The organism is Candidatus Formimonas warabiya (genome assembly GCF_002777255.1).
GTDB classification, from domain to species: Bacteria; Bacillota; Dehalobacteriia; order Dehalobacteriales; family Dehalobacteriaceae; genus Formimonas; species Formimonas warabiya.
In genome coordinates, this window is record NZ_CP017634.1 from 5,721,862 (window position 1) to 5,738,491 (window position 16,630).

A 16,630-nucleotide genomic window follows, 5' to 3' on the forward strand; every position below is an offset into this window, starting at 1 on the left:
TTTATATTTAGAAAAGAGAGCGAGGACACAATATGAATTCAGTAAATTGTATATCGTTAGTTATACCTTTATTAAATGAGCAGGATAGTATTAAAATATTATATAATAAGCTTACATCAATTTTAAAGGTAATTGACAAAGCATATGAAATAATATTTGTTGATGATGGAAGTAACGATAATTCTCCAGAAATAATTAGGGAGATATGTAGACAAGATATAAATGTAAAGTTAATTAGATTTCGTAGAAATTTTGGTAAAGCTACTGCTTTATCCAGTGGTTTTGAAATAGCAAAAGGGGATGTAATTATTACTATGGATGCTGATCTGCAGGATGAACCGAATGAGATTCCAAAAATGTTAGCCAAGTTAACAGAAGGATTTGATTTAGTATCTGGCTGGAAACTAATCAGAAATGATCCTATTTCAAAAACTCTTCCATCTAAATTGTTTAATAAAACGGTATCTTTTGTTTCTGGTTTAGAATTGCATGACTTTAATTGTGGATTCAAAGCTTATAGGAGAGAAATTATAAAAAATATCCAATTATATGGGGAAATGCATCGGTATATTCCAGCACTTGCTCATAATATGGGCTTTAAGGTAGGGGAAATACCTGTAAAACATAATGCCAGACAATTTGGAAAATCAAAATATGGGTTTAATAGGTTTCTAAGAGGGCTATTTGATTGTCTTACTGTGTTATTCTTGACTAAGTATGTTAAAAGACCACTGCATTTTTTTGGGAAATTTGGTTTAATTTCGGGGTTCGTTGGGGCCGTTATATGTATTTATCTCACAATTATTAAAATATTGGGAGAAAAGATTGGGAATCGGCCGTTACTTAATTTGGGAATTTTATTAATAATTCTTGGAGCACAGTTTTTTTCTACAGGGCTAATAGCTGAAATGATAACATTAAATAATCATAAAAAATATAATAAAAATAATCAGGTTCAAATATTAGAGATTATTAATATAAATGATAGCCGTTTGCAAAATGCTGTTAATTGATTAACTGTAAGAAAGTAACAAAAAGTAAGGTGACGATTGCCGTCATGAATAAAAAAAGTCGTGAAGAAATTAATTGTACCTTGTGTTAACTCGAAAAAACTGCACAGAAAAACAAGCCTCAATAACAAGAGATGTTATGAGCGTATAAAATTAAGCGATCAGGGGCTTGAGGCTACGGAAATATTTAGGTTGATGGATTCTATCAGCAAGTATAACAGTTATTAATTGTGTAATACCTGCCAGAAACAAATCAGCTTTGATTGTGAATCGGTCAGAAGTTTTGGTATTTCCAACAGCCATTGGATCTTTGAAAAATTGAATCGTCCTTTCGATGGTGCACCGGGTTTTGTATTCCGTAATCCACTCCTCAGAATCCCTGATAATACCGGGATACGAGCGAAGATCCTGACCAGAGGATGTATAAATCATTCGGCCAGAGGGCTTGTCCGTGCAAGGATTAGGACAATGGCAAAGGCGTTTTCTGCCATCCCAGTGGGTCTCAGGGCATATCCATTTAAATCTGTCACTTCGTCCTTTTTCCCTGGTCCATCCGCAAGGAGTCATAGCCTTAGAGGAATCTTTTGGGCAAAGAGGCCAGCCTGATTCGTTGTAACCGGGCTTAGCCAAACCGGTATTGGAGTTTCTAATGTTAAAAGGAATTAGTACCTTTTTAAACTTAAATTCTTTAAGGAGTAGGGGATACGTAGCAAAGGAATCAAATATGGCATCACCGAGAAATGTATCGTAAGAGACCTGGGGATGGAGTTTAAAGAAATCGGACAAAACGGGCTTTAAAGATTTGGAGTCGCTAATGGATTTATCCTCCTCCGGAGAGTCGGATTTCTTATCTACTTCGATTTCAGGATGTTTGGACATAAAATCCTCATCGAGAAACGAGATATTTCTAACGATGCCAAGCCCATTGGTCATAATGGCAAATTTGTAAGCATAGCAGAAACAACCGTTGATGTAAAGCTGTTTAACCTGATGATTGGCAGACGCGCAGGAGGGCATAAGGCCATAGGCCATTTTATAGACGTCGATATCAGGGTTATCTTTGTAAGCGCGTTTCAGTTTTTTGATAAGAGCGTTGATGAACTTGGGATTGTTCTCGGTCACATAAGGTTCAATACCGGAAGTATCGAACACCAGGGTAGAAGCTAGTTTAGCGTCAAGACTTTGGCAAATAGGCGCTGTGACGTCAACCAAATGATGGAAAAGAGATTCGATTTGAAGTACAAAATCTTGCTTAAACCTTGTAAACCGAGAATTGTCGGGTACTTTGCGAAAACCACAGAACTCTCTGGCTTCACGACAAAGGAGTAAAAAAAGAATCAGTAGTGAAACCGTGGGAATACCGAGAACTTTCTGAAGAATAAGAGCTGCTAACATGGAGGTTAGGGAATACTCCCGGTCTCTACCCAGGCTTTTGTAGTAGGACCAATAGAATGGAGCAGGGATAAGTGATGATAAATCCATGTGTTTTGACAGCAGTTCGAGGAATTTTGGTTTGTTGTTTTGTAAAACCTCTTCACAGTCTCGATACGTATCAGACAAAGAAAGTTGATAAAAATGTTTTACCATTTGTTCGTAATTGTCAAATCCTAAGCACCTAAAGTAAACAAAACAAAAAAGCCCAACCCAAAGGTTGGACGTAGATTCTCAATTTTTAGTTTTGTAGCAGTTAGCCGGGAGCTCTTTCGACCAAGGAACAAATTTCTCAATCAGTTCTGGATGTTGGTTGAAATCGGTATTCGGCATTTGTTTCAATAAATAGACTAGATATTCATAAACTTTCAGGTCGTTAGCCAGCGCAGTCTGTACGATGCTGTATACTATGGAGCTGTCGTGCGCACCGCGGTCCGTTTTCATTGTGACCCAATTCTTCCGGCCAATTGTGAAGGGACGTATACTTCTCTCGACTAGGTTATTGGTCAGCTCCAGTCGGCCATCCAAAAGGACATTTTCAAAATACGGCCACTGGTTCAACGCATAATTTATGGCTTCATAAGCATGGGATTTGGGTACAGTAATGGGCTTGGTCTCTTTAAGCCACGACAAAAAGGCATCCATCACCGGTTTTAACAGGGTGAGACGCTTGTTATGACGCTCCTCGGGGGTAGCATCCTTGTATTTCTTTTCAATATGGAACAGGTAGTCGCAATACTCCTGTCCCTTGAAGCAAACGGTTTTCTTTTGCTCCTCCGGACTTAATGCTTTAATAGCATCAGTGAATTTGCGTTTAATATGGGCGAGACATCCAACCACCGTGATTCCCGGCTCCAAACGATGGTAAACCTCGTAGCCATCTGTATGCAAAAAACCAGAGTAATCCTTTAGGAACTCCTTGGCCGATTCCGTAGCCCGGCTTTCATGGAATTCATAGTAGATAATTGGCTCGTCATGGACCCCGCTGCAGTAAACCCAGATATAGCATTTTTTCTTGGAGTCTCTGCTGTCCTGCTGCACGACACGGGTCCAAGTTTCATCGGCGTGCAAGATGTCTTTGCTCAGAAGGACATTTCTCATATGGGTATAGATCTTTGAAAAGTATTCCTCCGAACATTGGAGTACCCAATTGCTCATATTCTGCCTAGAGATCCTGACGCTGTCCATCCGGTCAAACTCTCGCTCAATCCGGGCAAGTGGCATTGCATTGGTATATTTGCTATTGATGATGCCAGCGATCAACTCCGGGGTAGCAAAACTTCCGGGAATCGGCAAGTTGGGCATATTAGCACGAACGAAGGGTATTTTATCACCTTCACCTTGATTCTTTTCACACGTACGGCAGGTATAGACATGACGGCGGTGTTCCTCAACTTCGAAATGAGCTGGTACAAGTTTCAGTGTCTTAGTAATTTCAACTTTCATATCGTGTAAAGGACTGTCACACACTGGACAAACCTGCTGTTCTGCAGGAAGCTCATGTTCAATGACGGTGACCTTCAAATCTTTAAAGTCTTGTTCACGCTTACCCTTTTGTTTGGGTTTTCTGGGGGTCTTCGCCGTCGCTTCTTCAAAGGTCGGTTCTGGCACTCCTTTCTGAGCAGTGGCTTCGACTTCGTTGAATAAGCAGAGTTGATCCAAGCCATCAGGATAGGATACAGAATCACCGCTGGAACCATACTTCTTATGGTTATTCAAACGAATCATCTCAATGAGACGATTCATATTCTGAGTCAGTTCGGTAATGGCCTTATCTTGCTTTTCGCAGTGTGCAGCTAGTTCTGCTTGTGACATTTCCATGTAATTCAGTTGTGGTTTTTGAGGTAACTTTATCTCGTTATTCATGTCCTTATTATATAAGAATTTAACGAGAAATCACAGGATAATAGCGGTAAAAAGCCCTGAAACAGGGGAAATACAGCAATTATTTTAGGTGCTTTTCCGCAAAACCGGTTAAAGGATTATCCGCTGCTTAACAGGCTTATGTGCTGATGGCTGATCCATTGATAAACCATCTAAAAGCCATCTAAACTGCCGTTCAGAAACCTCAAGGACCTGTTTGTTTTCGTAAAACTTCCATCGGAAGATACCACGGCTCAATTTGCGATAGTATAACCACCAACCGTTATTAGACCAATGAAGGATCTTACATTTATCACAGGTCCGGTTACAGAACACGTAAAGGCAGTTTTCAAAAGGGTCCATTTGTAACTGCGTCTGGACCAATGTAGCAAGACCTTCGATGCTTTTTCGCATATCGCAGGGCTTGCAAGAAAGGAATATTCTAAGGCCAGCAGCATTTAAACCCATGTGGAACGAATAGCAGCAATAGCTTCGCGTAGAGTCTCTGCTTGAAAGCCTGAATACAGCTCGATAGAAATCACACCGATTTTAAGAATGACCGGAACTTCTTTTAAGGATGGTTGCTTCAGCTCAATAAAGGTTTCTTGTTTGAGGCCAGCTTTGTTTTCGCGATTGCACTTGGTAAGCCAGTACCGAAGTGTGCTGATGCTTAGGTTATGTTCCGTACACCATGCGGTAGCAGTTAGGCCAGAAGCACGAAAATCGTTTACCTGCTGGCGTCTGATCATGGACTGCTCTTCAAGAGTCAAGGATAATTCCTCCCCTAAATAGTTTTGAGGTTATTATCCCAATTCTTAAAGGAAGTTGCTATGTGCAAAGTTTTTGACAATTACGGAGCAGGGATAAGTGATGATAAATCCATGTGTTTTGACAGCAGTTCGAGGAATTTTGGTTTGTTGTTTTGTAAAACCTCTTCACAGTCTCGATACGTATCAGACAAAGAAAGTTGATAAAAATGTTTTACCATTTGTTCTTCTCCTTTATGAGTAAAATTTGGTGTGCATAGCTATATTTTACAAGATCTAGAGGAGAAGAACAATTAAAATTGAAGCTTTAAGTCCTTGATATTCAAGGGCTGCAAGGTTTCACAAACGTCTAACTATAAATGAATGAAGGAGAAATACTCAATGCAACAACCAAATCTATCAGAATCACTAGTAAGGTGGGATAAAATATCTAGGTATTCAGACTGGATGTATAATAATTTCAAACATTATCTAGGTAATAGAATTTTGGATATTGGATCAGGTACAGGAACTTTTGTGGAAAAATTTCTCAAAAAGAACAGTTTGGTAATGGGTACTGATATCTTCGAAAATCAAGTAGAATTTATGAAACAAAGATTTAAAGATTTTCCGAATTTTACATGTTTATTAGTGGATATTGAAAAATCAGATATTAGCTTCTTAAAAGAATATAAATTTGATACAATAACCTGTATTAATGTATTGGAACATCTTAGCGATGATTTAGAAGCATTAAAAAAGTTTGTTACTATATTTAATAAAGAAGGTACAATTATTATCCTTGTTCCAGCTATGCCTTTTTTATTTTCTGATATGGATAGAGCCTGCGGCCATTTTAGAAGATACAAAAAGGGAATGATTGCTGAAAAAGCAATGAAAATTGGTTTAAAGGTTTTGGAAGATAAATATATGAATTGCCTGGGAATTGTACCCTATTATATAAAAAGTAAGTCGACCAACAAAGGAACCTTTTCTGATTCTTTAGGAAATGTAGATTCTAGATTATATAATTTGTTCTCGTCCCTGCTGGAACCTATGGAAAAATTGATTAAACCACCTTTAGGTATTTCAGAGATTATAATACTGAAAAAATAAATTTTACTCTTATTTACAAGGATGGTAATTACAGTGGGAAAAATAAATGAATAATTTGTTCGAGAAACTAAAAAAGAGTATATTCGCTAAGCAAATAAGTTATTTATTGATTTTTATATCTTTTGCATATATTTTTTATTTACTAAGCATTAACTGGAAGAAATTAATATACACGCTTCCCCTCGATAAAATGTTGGCTTCTATCTTTTTAGGTAGTATATTTTATGGTTTGAATACGATATTACTAGCTTATACATGGTATCGCTTACTCAAAGTACTAGGTGAAAAAGTCGATTATAAAACTAGTCATTATATTTTTGGTTATTCTCAAATAGCAAAATATATTCCGGGCAATGTAATGCATTATTTGGGTCGGTTTGTCTTATCTAGAAATTCGGGTATGTCTGAAAAAAATATTTTGACAAGTATATTTTTGGAAACACTTCTTTTAGCATTTTCTGCATTATCGATTACCTTTGTTACAGTATTTTTTTTTGAATGGAATACAATTTTTAATATAATCTTTAGAAAACTTATCATTATATTTTTTATAATTTTGTTTATTACTGCAATAATTTTTTTATTAATATTTATTTTTAAAAAGTATAGATCTATAACCAAACTGGGTTATTTTTTTAAAACTATATATCAAAAATATGTTTTTAGAGAATTATTTTATTCATACTTAAAATATTTTTCATTTTTTGTTTTAAATGGCATTTTTTTATGCTTTTTATCAAAAATAATGTGGATGATTAATTTAAAAAGCAATATTTTAATTTTTATTGGAGCATATGCTGCTTCTTGGATAATTGGTTTTGTTACTCCTGGTTCCCCAGGTGGAATAGGTGTCAGAGAAGCTTTATTAATTTTAATTTTACAGATGTATATTTCAGAGTCTCAAGCTGTTACTCTTGCTCTTGTTTTTAGAATAATTACTACTCTTGGTGATATTTTATTTTTCTTTTCATCAAGTTATCTTAATGTAAAATATTTAAAAATTAAATCTTAATTGAGGTCTATTGATCATCGGAATAGTACTAATTTGAAGGAATCTCCAAAAATATAAAGGGGTTAATCTATCTAATATTTGCGTGTTTTAAAAATATAAACATTTGGTAATATGATGTAGCAGGAATTTAATAATACAGCAAAGAAATAGTCGAAGGAACAGAGGTGATGTAATGATTTTTCCTGTGATACTAGCTGGGGGAAAAGGGGAGAGGTTTTGGCCTCAAAGCCGGGAAAAAAGGCCCAAGCAGTTTCTTAACTTAATTGGAGAAGAGTCTCTATTACAGCTGACCGTAAAACGGTTGTCCAATCTAGTTCCATTTACTAATACATTTATTGTGACAGGACAGAATTATGTTGGCCTTGTGCAGGAACAACTGCCCCAACTGCCGGTAGCTAATATAATTGTGGAGCCTATGGGTAAAAATACTGCTGCTTGTACAGGATTGGCTGCTGTTTATTTGGAACGGATCAATCCAGAGGGTGTGATGGTTGTTTTGCCATCTGATCATTTAGTTGGGGATAGTAAAGAATTTCTTCAAGTGGTAAAGGCAGGCATTGCACTTGCTCAAGAAGGTGATTTTCTTATTACTATGGGGATAACCCCTTCTCATCCAGAAACTGGTTATGGCTATATAAATTATGGGGAAGAGTATGGTATTTATGAATCTTATCCTGCTTTTTCAGTGCGTCGTTTTGTGGAGAAACCTGATTTACAAACCGCTAAAGAATATTTAGAATCAGGTGAATTTCTGTGGAACAGCGGGATGTTTATTTGGAAGGTTTCTACAATACTAAAAAAGATAGAAAAATATATGCCTGATCTTTTTCAGGCCGTGCAGACGATTAAAAATTCTATAGGTACTAGGCACGAAAAGGAGGTTTTATTCCGAGAGTACTGCAGATTGGAGAGCATTTCTTTGGATTATGGGATTATGGAATTGTCTGATCATGTTTTTGTGTTTCCTGGTAATTTTGGTTGGGATGATATTGGAAGCTGGACATCTTTAAGCAGGATTAAGGAGACTGATGATAAGGGAAATGTTTTTGGGGGAAACGTAGTCGAATATGGTGCTCAAAACTGTATTGTAGAGAGTTCGGAAAAGCTAATTGGTGTAATTGGAGCAGAAAATCTCATTATAGTGGAAAGTGATGATGCTTTTTTGGTCTGTTCTAAAGAGCATGCTCAGGATATTAAAGGGTTGTTGCAGAAGTTGAAACAGGAAAAAAAAGTAAAATACCTATAGGGTTATATCAATGGAGGGGTTTGCTACGTGTAAGTCGGAAATAAAGTTCGGGACAGATGGATGGAGAGGAATTATCAGTGATTCTTTAACTTTTGAAAATGTTCGCGTGGTGGCACAAGCTATTGCTGACTATCTTCAAGGGATAAATCAAGGTGATAAGGTGTTTGTTATTGGGTACGATACCCGCTTTCTATCCCGACAGTATGCAGAGGAGTGTGCGCGGGTAGTAGCCGCCAACAAAATAAAGGTGTTTTTAACAGACAAAGTTGCTCCTACCCCAGTGGTATCATATGGAGTAAAACACTTGCAGGCTAGTGGAGCTATTATGGTTACAGCTAGTCATAATCCTGCAGAATATAACGGAATTAAGTTTAAGGCTCCTTATGGAGGGTCTGCTTTACCCGAGATAATTACTGAAATTGAGAAGAATTTATACTGCAAACCAGTAAAGATCATGAATTTTTTTGAGGCCTTAAATCTGGGTATTGTTCAATATTTTAATGCGGATGAACCGTATTTGAATCAAGTAAGACGATTTATCAATTTCGATCTTATTAAAAATGCTAATTTAAAGGTTGTAATTGATCCTATGTACGGTGCAGGAGCAGGTTATGTCAGGACATTATTGGAAAATACAAGTGTTTCAGTTACAGAAATTCGGGGTGAAAAAAATCCAGGTTTCGGGGATATTTCTCCTGAGCCTATTGCTAAAAACTTAGATTTGCTAAAAAAAATTGTATTAGAGGAGCAAGCGGATATAGGGTTAGCCACTGATGGAGATGGGGACCGTTTAGGAGCTATTGATAACCACGGAAGTTTTGTTAATTCTCACCAAATCTACGCACTTTTTCTACGCTATTTAGTAGAACAAAGAAAATGGTCCGGTGGAGCGGTCAAGACCTTTTCGACTTCAAAAATGATTGATTGCCTAGTAAAGAAATATGATATTCCTGTGTATGAGACTCCTATCGGGTTTAAATATATTTGCGCTCTTTTTTTGAAAAAAGACATTTTAGTTGGTGGGGAAGAAAGTGGAGGTATTGGTTTTAAGAACCATATTCCCGAGAGGGATGGAATTTTGTCCAGCCTCCTTCTTTTAGAGCTTATGGCTGCTCATCGAAAAAACCTGAGAGAGATTCTTGATGATTTAATGAATGAAATAGGACCATTTTATTATGAGCGGGTGGATCTGCACATTTCCAACGAGCGAAAGAAACTTGTTCTGGATCTGCTTCGTAACAATACTCCTGATAAAATTGCCGGTATTGATGTCATAAAGGTTGAAACCATGGATGGGGTTAAATGCCATCTTGCTACGGGAGGATGGATATTATTCCGATCCTCAGGAACAGAGCCGGTGGTACGGATCTACGTTGAAGGATCATCTCCAGCCGAAGTGCAAAGCGTATTAAAAAGCGGCATTAGTTTTGTTGAAGGGAAATAACAATGATTAGTCAGCTCAAAGAGCTATACTTATATAGAGAAATGTTAAAAAATTTAGTGTCCATGGAGCTTCGGGCTCGTTACAAAGGATCTGTGCTTGGTTTTGTATGGACTTTTATAAATCCACTTTTAATGCTGGTGATTTATTCCTTTGTTTTTTCTTTTGTAATGCGGATAAAAATTGAAAATTATTCTATGTTCCTATTTGTAGGACTTTTGCCTTGGACTTTTTTTCAGAATTCAATTTTAATGAGTTCACCTTGTATTGTTAGTAACGGAAATTTAGTTAAAAAGATTTATTTTCCAACGGAAATACTGCCTTTATCCATTGTGATTGCAAATCTGTTAAATTATATTTTTAGCTTGGCTATTTTGCTTCCTGCCTTATATTTATTTGGTATTAAACTTACTGGTTGGATAAGTCTATTTCCAATTATTCTTTTAGTGCAGTTAATACTGGTATCTGGTATATCTTTACTGATCAGCAGCCTTAATGTGTATTTTCGTGATTTACAACATATTGTAAATGTTTTTTTAATGGCCTGGTTTTATATTACCCCAATTTTGTTTCCACCGACAGTTATCCCTGAAAACTATAAGTGGTTAATTGAAGCAAACCCTATGGCACCGATTATTATAGCTTACCAGGATATTTTCTTTTATGGTAAAAGCCCTAGTGGTACATCTTTATTTGAGGTATTTCTTGTTGCATTAGTTATTTCAGTGACAGGATTTCTTATATTTGGAGAACTTAAACGGAATTTTGCAGAGGAGATTTAGCCTTGGAGGTTTTAAATGATTGCAATTGAAGTTAAAGGTGTTTATAAAAAATTCCGCATTTATTATGATAAGAATAAGACTTTAAAAACACATATTCTCTTTTGGAAAAGGCAGAGATTTGAGGAATTTTGGGCCTTAAAAAATGTTAATTTTACTGTGGATACCGGAAAAACTATTGGTTTAATTGGACAGAACGGATCAGGTAAAAGTACACTACTCAAGCTGCTCACAAAAATCATTTTTCCAGATCAAGGGAAAATTAACCTCTACGGAAAAGTGTCAAGCCTTTTGGAATTAGGAGCTGGATTTCATCCCGATTTCACTGGAAAAGAAAATATTTATATGAATGCATCCATTTTGGGTTTGACGAAGCGTCAAATTGACAATCGTTTAGGGGAAATCATTCAATTTTCAGAGTTGGAAGAATTTATAGAGAATCCTGTACGGACCTATTCTTCAGGAATGTATATGCGTTTAGCTTTTTCGATTGCTATTAATGTCAATCCAGATATTTTATTGGTTGATGAAGTTTTAGCTGTTGGAGATGCATCATTTCAAAAAAAGTGTTTGGAAAAAATCAAAGAGCTTAAAAGAGATGGCAAAACGATTGTTTTTGTTTCTCATGATCTTAGTATAATAGAAAAATTATGTGATGAGGTCATATGGGTGGACGGTGGGATAATTAAAGAGCGTGGGCAGTGTCGTAGGGTTATTGACAGTTATTTAGTTTTTTTGGCAGCCAAAGAGAATCAAAAAATGATTCACAAAAATGAAATGACCAACAAAAAAGAAGCTTTATCTTCCGGTTCTGAAAATCAGACCTCAGATGTCCGAAAGGTAACGGATTCTGAACCTTCTGTAGTTGACCGTTGGGGAAATATGAAGGTATTAATCAGTGATGTTAAATTTTTAGATGAAAACGGGCAAATAAAATATGTTTTTGATACAAGTGAAAAATGTGTGATAACTTTTGATTATGAAGTAAAAAATAGAATTCAGGATATTGTTTTTGGCATTGGCATTTATACCAGCGATGGTATCTGCTGTTATGGGACAAATACTTATATTGAAAGAGTTGATCTAGAGAAAATTAGTTTGCAGGGAAAAATCTTTTTTGAGATTCCTGTGGTATCTTTGATTGAGGGGACCTATTTAGTTGATGTAGCGGCTCATGCCTCTGATGGATTACCTTATGATTATCATAGCAGAAGATATTCCTTTAAAGTCCATTCCGAAATAAAAGATGTGGGAATATTTCGCCCAGAACATAAATGGCGGTTTTTATAATTAGGGAAAAGAGGTAACTAAAGTGGACAACATTTATAAAGATAATTTAACAGTGCCGGAGATAATGGCCTTGATTAAAAAAGGTTTAGAGAACAATAATTTAACTGATGTTCTAGTTAACTCTGCTGAAACCGAATCCGTTTGTGATACTTTAGGGGGAGAACATGAAAAAGATGACCAATTAGATAAAATGTCCCAACACTGGTGGGTACACCCTCATAGGCCGGTGGAATCCCACAAGCGCAGGTTACAGTTTGTACATGTTTTTTTAAAAAAGATAATTAGGAAACTGTTAAAATGGTACATTAATCCTCCTTTTGAAGAACAGTCTCGTTTCAACGATATGGTGGTTAGATACCTGAAAAGAGTTAATATACACTTAAGTGAATTAGATAAAAAGTTAGCCGATATAGATAGAGACGCAACCATTAGTTATTTAAATTTTGAGAACAATTTTCGAGGACAGTCTGACGTGGTTAAGCGAAATCAAGAGGTCTATCTTCCGTATTTTTTAAACAGAAAAAATGTTTTAGACGTAGGCTGTGGTCGAGGGGAGTTTGTGGAATTGTTGGTTTCCCATGGGGTAAGCATAACAGGGCTTGATGTTAATGAAGAAATGGTTTGTTATTGTCGAGATAAAGGTTTGCCGGTGTTTAAGGAAGACTTTTTTGACTTTCTAGCTAAGACCCCTAATGAGTCATTAGACGGAGTGTTTATGGCACAGGTTATTGAACACTTAAAACCCTATCAAATGGTGGAAGCTGTTAACTTGGTTTATGAAAAACTAACACATGGGTCTTACTTTGTTTTGGAGACTATCAATCCCGAGTCTTTGTATGTATTTGCACATAGTTTTTATATCGATTTGACTCATGTTCGTCCGCTTCATCCGCAGACTGCGAAGTTTATTTTTGAATCGAACGGTTTTTCCGAGGTTGCGTTACTGTATTCTGGTTTTGTCGATGGCAGTAAACAGGTTCCATTCATCGATGCTTCTCAAAATTTAATTTCAAATATTCAAGAATTAAATCAAGGTATTGAAAGACTTAATAAGTTAATTTATGGACCCCAGGACTATGCTGTAATTGGGAGAAAGTAACGTTAGTAGCGAGGTTAAAACAATGAAAATTGCGTTGGTGGGCCCCAAATCAGTACCATACGTTTTTGGCGGCATGGACAGGTTTTATAATGGGTTAATACAATCATTGATTGAGGAAGGACATAATGCAGACTTAATTTTAATTCCTGTTGATGAGAACAGTTTTGAAGGCATATTAAAAGGGTATCATGATTTTTATTATTTAAATTTGGACCAGTATGATCTGGTTATTTCTTGCAAAGCGCCTTCCTTTATGATTCAACATAAGTGTCATTTAAATTATTTAAACCATAGGATGAGGGTTTTTTATGATTTGTACAGTTACCGGGATTACCAGCACGAGTTAAATAAGAAATTGATCCAAAAGCTTGATAACTGGGCTTTAAGTCCCGAACGGATAAAGAAGCAGTTTGCCATCGGGGAAACAGTAGCAAATCGCCTAAAAAAGTGGGGAGGATTGTCATCGCAGGTGGTGTACCATCCCACAAACCTTAACTCTTTTAAAACCGGAAAGTATGAATATTTTTTGGCCGTAAGCAGGTTGCATCATCTTAAACGGGTAGATCTAATTATAGAAGCATTTAAACTGTTTCCATCGGACTACGCAATAGAACTTCATGTAGTAGGGGAAGGACCGGAGGAGCAACAATTGAAAAAACTAGCGGCAACAGACTCTCGCATTAAGTTCATTGGACGAGTTTCTGATGATAGACTTGTTAATGAGTATGCTGATGCCCTGGCCGTTTTATTTACTCCAGTCAACGAAGATTTAGGAATGGTTACAATTGAGGCATTTATGAGTAAAAAAGCAGTTGTTACGTGTACGGACTCAGGTGAGCCGGCGGTAATTATAAAACATTTAGAGAATGGGATGATAGCTCAGCCGAATCCCGACAGTATTTTTTTTACCATGCAATATTTACTAGATCACAGAGATCAGGCCTCTCTTATGGGTGAAGCTGGGTATCAAATTGCACAAAAGATTACCTGGAGAAATGTAGTAAGGACCCTTTTGGATGGTGTTGAGAAGGAAATCCAGGCAAAAACGGAAAAATCTGCGAAAGTAGTGATTACAGATAATCAAATTCTTGATCCTCCGGTCGGTGGTGGTCGTATTCGCATATACAATTTGTTTCGGAATCTGCCTGATAAATTTGATTGCACTTACGTGGGAACTTATGATTGGTTAGGACCATCATATCGAGAGCAACAGCTTGCGCCAACTTTACGTGAGGTTGTCACACCGCTCACAGTCCCTCACTTTGCTTTTGATCGGATATTTCACCGACTTACTGGTAGAAAAGTAACTATTGATGTTACTATTCCTTGGTTATTGAGGTTTTCCCCTAAATATCAAAGAGTGTTAAAAGAGAATTTATTAAATGCATCTGTTGTTGTGGTATCACATCCTTGGGTATATCCTTATGTAAAGAGAGCTATTAAAAATTTAGGTAATAAGCCAGTTCTTGTTTATGATTCTCATAACTGTGAGTATGTAGTAAAGAAGCAAATATTGGGTGATTCGCTAATTGGGCGTATGTTGGTTCGAAACATTTTTTCTGTAGAAAAACAATTATGTCAGGAAGCAGATATCATATTTGTTTGTTCATCAGAAGATGTAGGCAAGTTTGGAGACCATTATCGAGTATCTAAAGAAAAAATGGTTTTAATCCCTAACGGAGTAATGGTTGACGAGATACTACCGTCTAAACAGGAAGAAAAAGTAAGATGTAAGCAGGATTTAGGATTGCCTCCAAACATATGTGGAGTATTTGTAGGAAGCAATTATGACCCTAATGTTGATGCCGTGAAATTTATAGTTGATATATTGGCACCTCAACTCCCTTATGTAAATTTTCTTATTGTAGGTGGTGTAGGGGAAGGATTTTTACAAGCCATGGCGGATTCTAATGAGTTGCCGAACAACGTAAAGATATACGGAATAGTAGACGATGAGAAAAGAAATTTAGTTTATAAGGCGGCGGATTTTGCGGTAAACCCCATGTTCCGTGGATCAGGAACAAACATCAAAATGTTTGATTTTATGTCGGCCAAACTTCCGGTTGTCAGTACTCCTACTGGAGCAAGGGGGATTGATGCGGAATATGGAAAGGATTTTATTGTCTGTGCTCCTGAACAGATGTTAACAAATATTCAGAGTTTACTTTCACAACATGAAAAAATGGAACAAATGGGGGAAAATGCACGAAGACTAGTTGAAAAATTGTACGATTGGAAAGTTATTGGACAAAAAGCCGGAGAAGTGTTACAAGGTTTCCTTGGGGAAGGGTAAAAAATGAAAATCTTGATGGTATCAACCTATCCACCGATGAAGTGTGGCATTGGAACATATGCTTTTCAAGCAGTCCAAAAATATAGAAGTGAAGGAAATATTGTAGATACGTTGACTCCTCATGAGGGTAAGGGTGATTTTGTAGAAGACTTGTGTGGGAGTTTTAAAATACTAAAACTGTTGAAGTATGTCTTCTTTTATAATAAAGTTATTATTCAATATCATGCTTCTTTTTTCTATCGGAACGGGCTTGAGAGATTACTTACCCACTGCTCTTTTATTATAGTTATGTTGTTATTCCGGAAGTTTGAAGTAATAGCACATGAAATAAATTATCCATTAAACAAGGATACCATCAGACTTAGAGATTATTTGGAAAATTTGCTGGAAAGAATTAAGTGGGCTGTAACTCCAAAGATTATTTTTCACACCAATACAGAGCTTCAAGACTTTAAGAAGTTTTTTAAAATTAATCCTGGTAAAAACAAGGTGTCAATTTATCCACCACATTATTTTTTCTATAAATTTAGAGATATTAGTCAATTCGATGCTCGGCAAGAATTAGGGCTAATACCAGGGAAAATTTTTTTATGTATTGGGTTTATCCAGCCTCATAAAGGATTTGACCGGGCAATAAAGGCATTTAACAAATATCATAGTACCAATATGCATCTTTATGTAGTAGGTTCTCTTAGGTTAGCTTATAAAGAAACGATAGACTATTTATCTAACCTTAAGTTTCTAGCTGCACAAAGCTCCCAGGTGCACATAATTGAACAATTTGTCTCTGATGAGCTATTTGATACGTGGATTTCAGCTAGTGATGTGGTGATTGTTCCGTACCGGGAAATATGGTCTTCAGGAGTAATGGGTCGAGCTAAGTTATTTGATAAGCCTGTTATTGCTGCAAAGGTAGGGGGCCTTAAGGAACAGGCTGAGGGAAATGATCTGTTTTTTTCTAATGACAAACAATTAGAATATATTTTTGAATGTTTTGGCAAGTTTTAATAAACAGACAACAAACTTCTAAGTTTAGAATCTACTGCTCCTGTGTATATCAGCATCAGAAATATATTTTTTAGTAGTGTTTTGTACTATTAGTAGTGAAGATTTATGAAGGAAGTATAAGATGATTAATCTGAGTATTGAGTATAAAAGGAGAAAATAGGAGATTTTTATGAACAATGTATTCAAGTTATTTCAATGATTATCAAGAATAACAGAGAATGTGGATACTATGTAAATTATCTAATGTTATACGCATTTTATGATTTATAGAACCTTAATAATTTAATCACACTTAT

General features: G+C 36.3%; 14 protein-coding genes. 10 read left to right on the forward strand and 4 right to left on the reverse strand.

Annotation, left to right across the window (positions count from 1 at the left end; translation table 11 throughout):
* Positions 1 to 32 precede the first annotated feature (32 nt).
* Positions 33 to 1,013, forward strand: coding sequence for a glycosyltransferase family 2 protein (locus tag DCMF_RS25815; protein ID WP_148137098.1), 981 nt, complete (start codon positions 33 to 35; stop codon positions 1,011 to 1,013).
* Between the two features lie 150 nt (positions 1,014 to 1,163).
* On the opposite strand, the gene DCMF_RS25820 is transcribed toward DCMF_RS25815, so the two are convergent.
* The 4 genes from DCMF_RS25820 to tnpA form a co-directional block, all read right to left on the reverse strand.
* Positions 1,164 to 2,597 carry a transposase gene (locus tag DCMF_RS25820; RefSeq protein WP_148137099.1) on the reverse strand — a complete coding sequence of 478 codons (1,434 nt, stop codon included), beginning with the start codon at positions 2,595 to 2,597 and terminating at the stop codon, positions 1,164 to 1,166.
* Between the two features lie 78 nt (positions 2,598 to 2,675).
* Positions 2,676 to 4,307, reverse strand: coding sequence for an IS66 family transposase (gene tnpC / locus DCMF_RS25825; protein WP_148132926.1), 1,632 nt, complete (start codon positions 4,305 to 4,307; stop codon positions 2,676 to 2,678).
* Between the two features lie 108 nt (positions 4,308 to 4,415).
* Positions 4,416 to 4,772 (reverse strand): IS66 family insertion sequence element accessory protein TnpB, encoded by a 357-nt coding sequence (tnpB, locus tag DCMF_RS30175; RefSeq protein ID WP_148132925.1) that lies wholly within the window; start codon positions 4,770 to 4,772, stop codon positions 4,416 to 4,418.
* On the reverse strand, positions 4,763 to 5,074 hold the full coding sequence (tnpA, locus tag DCMF_RS25835) for an IS66 family insertion sequence element accessory protein TnpA (RefSeq protein ID WP_148132924.1): 312 nt from the start codon (positions 5,072 to 5,074) through the stop codon (positions 4,763 to 4,765). Before tnpA ends, tnpB begins: the two co-directional genes overlap by 10 nt.
* Positions 5,075 to 5,452: 378 nt before the next feature.
* Here tnpA and DCMF_RS25840 point away from each other — a divergent pair, with 378 nt between their 5' ends.
* From DCMF_RS25840 to DCMF_RS25880, 9 genes are all read left to right on the forward strand, one after another.
* A complete protein-coding gene (locus DCMF_RS25840) occupies positions 5,453 to 6,166 on the forward strand; it encodes a class I SAM-dependent methyltransferase (RefSeq protein WP_214658916.1) in 714 nt (237 codons plus the stop codon).
* 46 nt (positions 6,167 to 6,212) lie between these two features.
* The gene (locus DCMF_RS25845) at positions 6,213 to 7,178 is read left to right on the forward strand and encodes a lysylphosphatidylglycerol synthase domain-containing protein (protein WP_148137101.1); all 966 of its coding nucleotides are present in this window, start codon (positions 6,213 to 6,215) and stop codon (positions 7,176 to 7,178) included.
* Positions 7,179 to 7,350: 172 nt separating this feature from the next.
* On the forward strand, positions 7,351 to 8,424 hold the full coding sequence (locus DCMF_RS25850) for a mannose-1-phosphate guanylyltransferase (RefSeq protein WP_148137102.1): 1,074 nt from the start codon (positions 7,351 to 7,353) through the stop codon (positions 8,422 to 8,424).
* Between the two features lie 10 nt (positions 8,425 to 8,434).
* Entirely contained in the window at positions 8,435 to 9,868 is a 1,434-nt protein-coding gene (locus DCMF_RS25855; RefSeq protein WP_148137103.1) for a phosphoglucomutase/phosphomannomutase family protein, read from the forward strand.
* Between the two features lie 2 nt (positions 9,869 to 9,870).
* On the forward strand, positions 9,871 to 10,647 hold the full coding sequence (locus tag DCMF_RS25860) for an ABC transporter permease (RefSeq protein WP_148137104.1): 777 nt from the start codon (positions 9,871 to 9,873) through the stop codon (positions 10,645 to 10,647).
* 15 nt (positions 10,648 to 10,662) lie between these two features.
* On the forward strand, positions 10,663 to 11,934 hold the full coding sequence (locus tag DCMF_RS25865) for an ABC transporter ATP-binding protein (RefSeq protein ID WP_148137105.1): 1,272 nt from the start codon (positions 10,663 to 10,665) through the stop codon (positions 11,932 to 11,934).
* 22 nt (positions 11,935 to 11,956) lie between these two features.
* Positions 11,957 to 13,033, forward strand: coding sequence for a class I SAM-dependent methyltransferase (locus tag DCMF_RS25870; protein WP_148137106.1), 1,077 nt, complete (start codon positions 11,957 to 11,959; stop codon positions 13,031 to 13,033).
* A 22-nt stretch (positions 13,034 to 13,055) separates the two neighbouring features.
* Positions 13,056 to 15,326 (forward strand): glycosyltransferase family 4 protein, encoded by a 2,271-nt coding sequence (locus tag DCMF_RS25875; RefSeq protein WP_148137107.1) that lies wholly within the window; start codon positions 13,056 to 13,058, stop codon positions 15,324 to 15,326.
* A gap of 3 nt (positions 15,327 to 15,329) precedes the next feature.
* Entirely contained in the window at positions 15,330 to 16,334 is a 1,005-nt protein-coding gene (locus tag DCMF_RS25880; RefSeq protein WP_148137108.1) for a glycosyltransferase, read from the forward strand.
* The last annotated feature ends 296 nt before the right edge of the window (positions 16,335 to 16,630 follow it).

Coding starts and splice junctions, on each gene's coding strand:
- DCMF_RS25815 (WP_148137098.1), top strand. CDS start 33: ATGAATTCAGTAAATTGTATATCGTTAGTTATACCTTTATTAAATGAG.
- DCMF_RS25820 (WP_148137099.1), bottom strand. CDS start 2,597: ATGGTAAAACATTTTTATCAACTTTCTTTGTCTGATACGTATCGAGAC.
- tnpC (WP_148132926.1), bottom strand. CDS start 4,307: ATGAATAACGAGATAAAGTTACCTCAAAAACCACAACTGAATTACATG.
- tnpB (WP_148132925.1), bottom strand. CDS start 4,772: ATGGGTTTAAATGCTGCTGGCCTTAGAATATTCCTTTCTTGCAAGCCC.
- DCMF_RS25840 (WP_214658916.1), top strand. CDS start 5,453: ATGCAACAACCAAATCTATCAGAATCACTAGTAAGGTGGGATAAAATA.
- DCMF_RS25845 (WP_148137101.1), top strand. CDS start 6,213: ATGAATAATTTGTTCGAGAAACTAAAAAAGAGTATATTCGCTAAGCAA.
- DCMF_RS25850 (WP_148137102.1), top strand. CDS start 7,351: ATGATTTTTCCTGTGATACTAGCTGGGGGAAAAGGGGAGAGGTTTTGG.
- DCMF_RS25855 (WP_148137103.1), top strand. CDS start 8,435: ATGGAGGGGTTTGCTACGTGTAAGTCGGAAATAAAGTTCGGGACAGAT.
- DCMF_RS25860 (WP_148137104.1), top strand. CDS start 9,871: ATGATTAGTCAGCTCAAAGAGCTATACTTATATAGAGAAATGTTAAAA.
- DCMF_RS25865 (WP_148137105.1), top strand. CDS start 10,663: ATGATTGCAATTGAAGTTAAAGGTGTTTATAAAAAATTCCGCATTTAT.
- DCMF_RS25875 (WP_148137107.1), top strand. CDS start 13,056: ATGAAAATTGCGTTGGTGGGCCCCAAATCAGTACCATACGTTTTTGGC.
- DCMF_RS25880 (WP_148137108.1), top strand. CDS start 15,330: ATGAAAATCTTGATGGTATCAACCTATCCACCGATGAAGTGTGGCATT.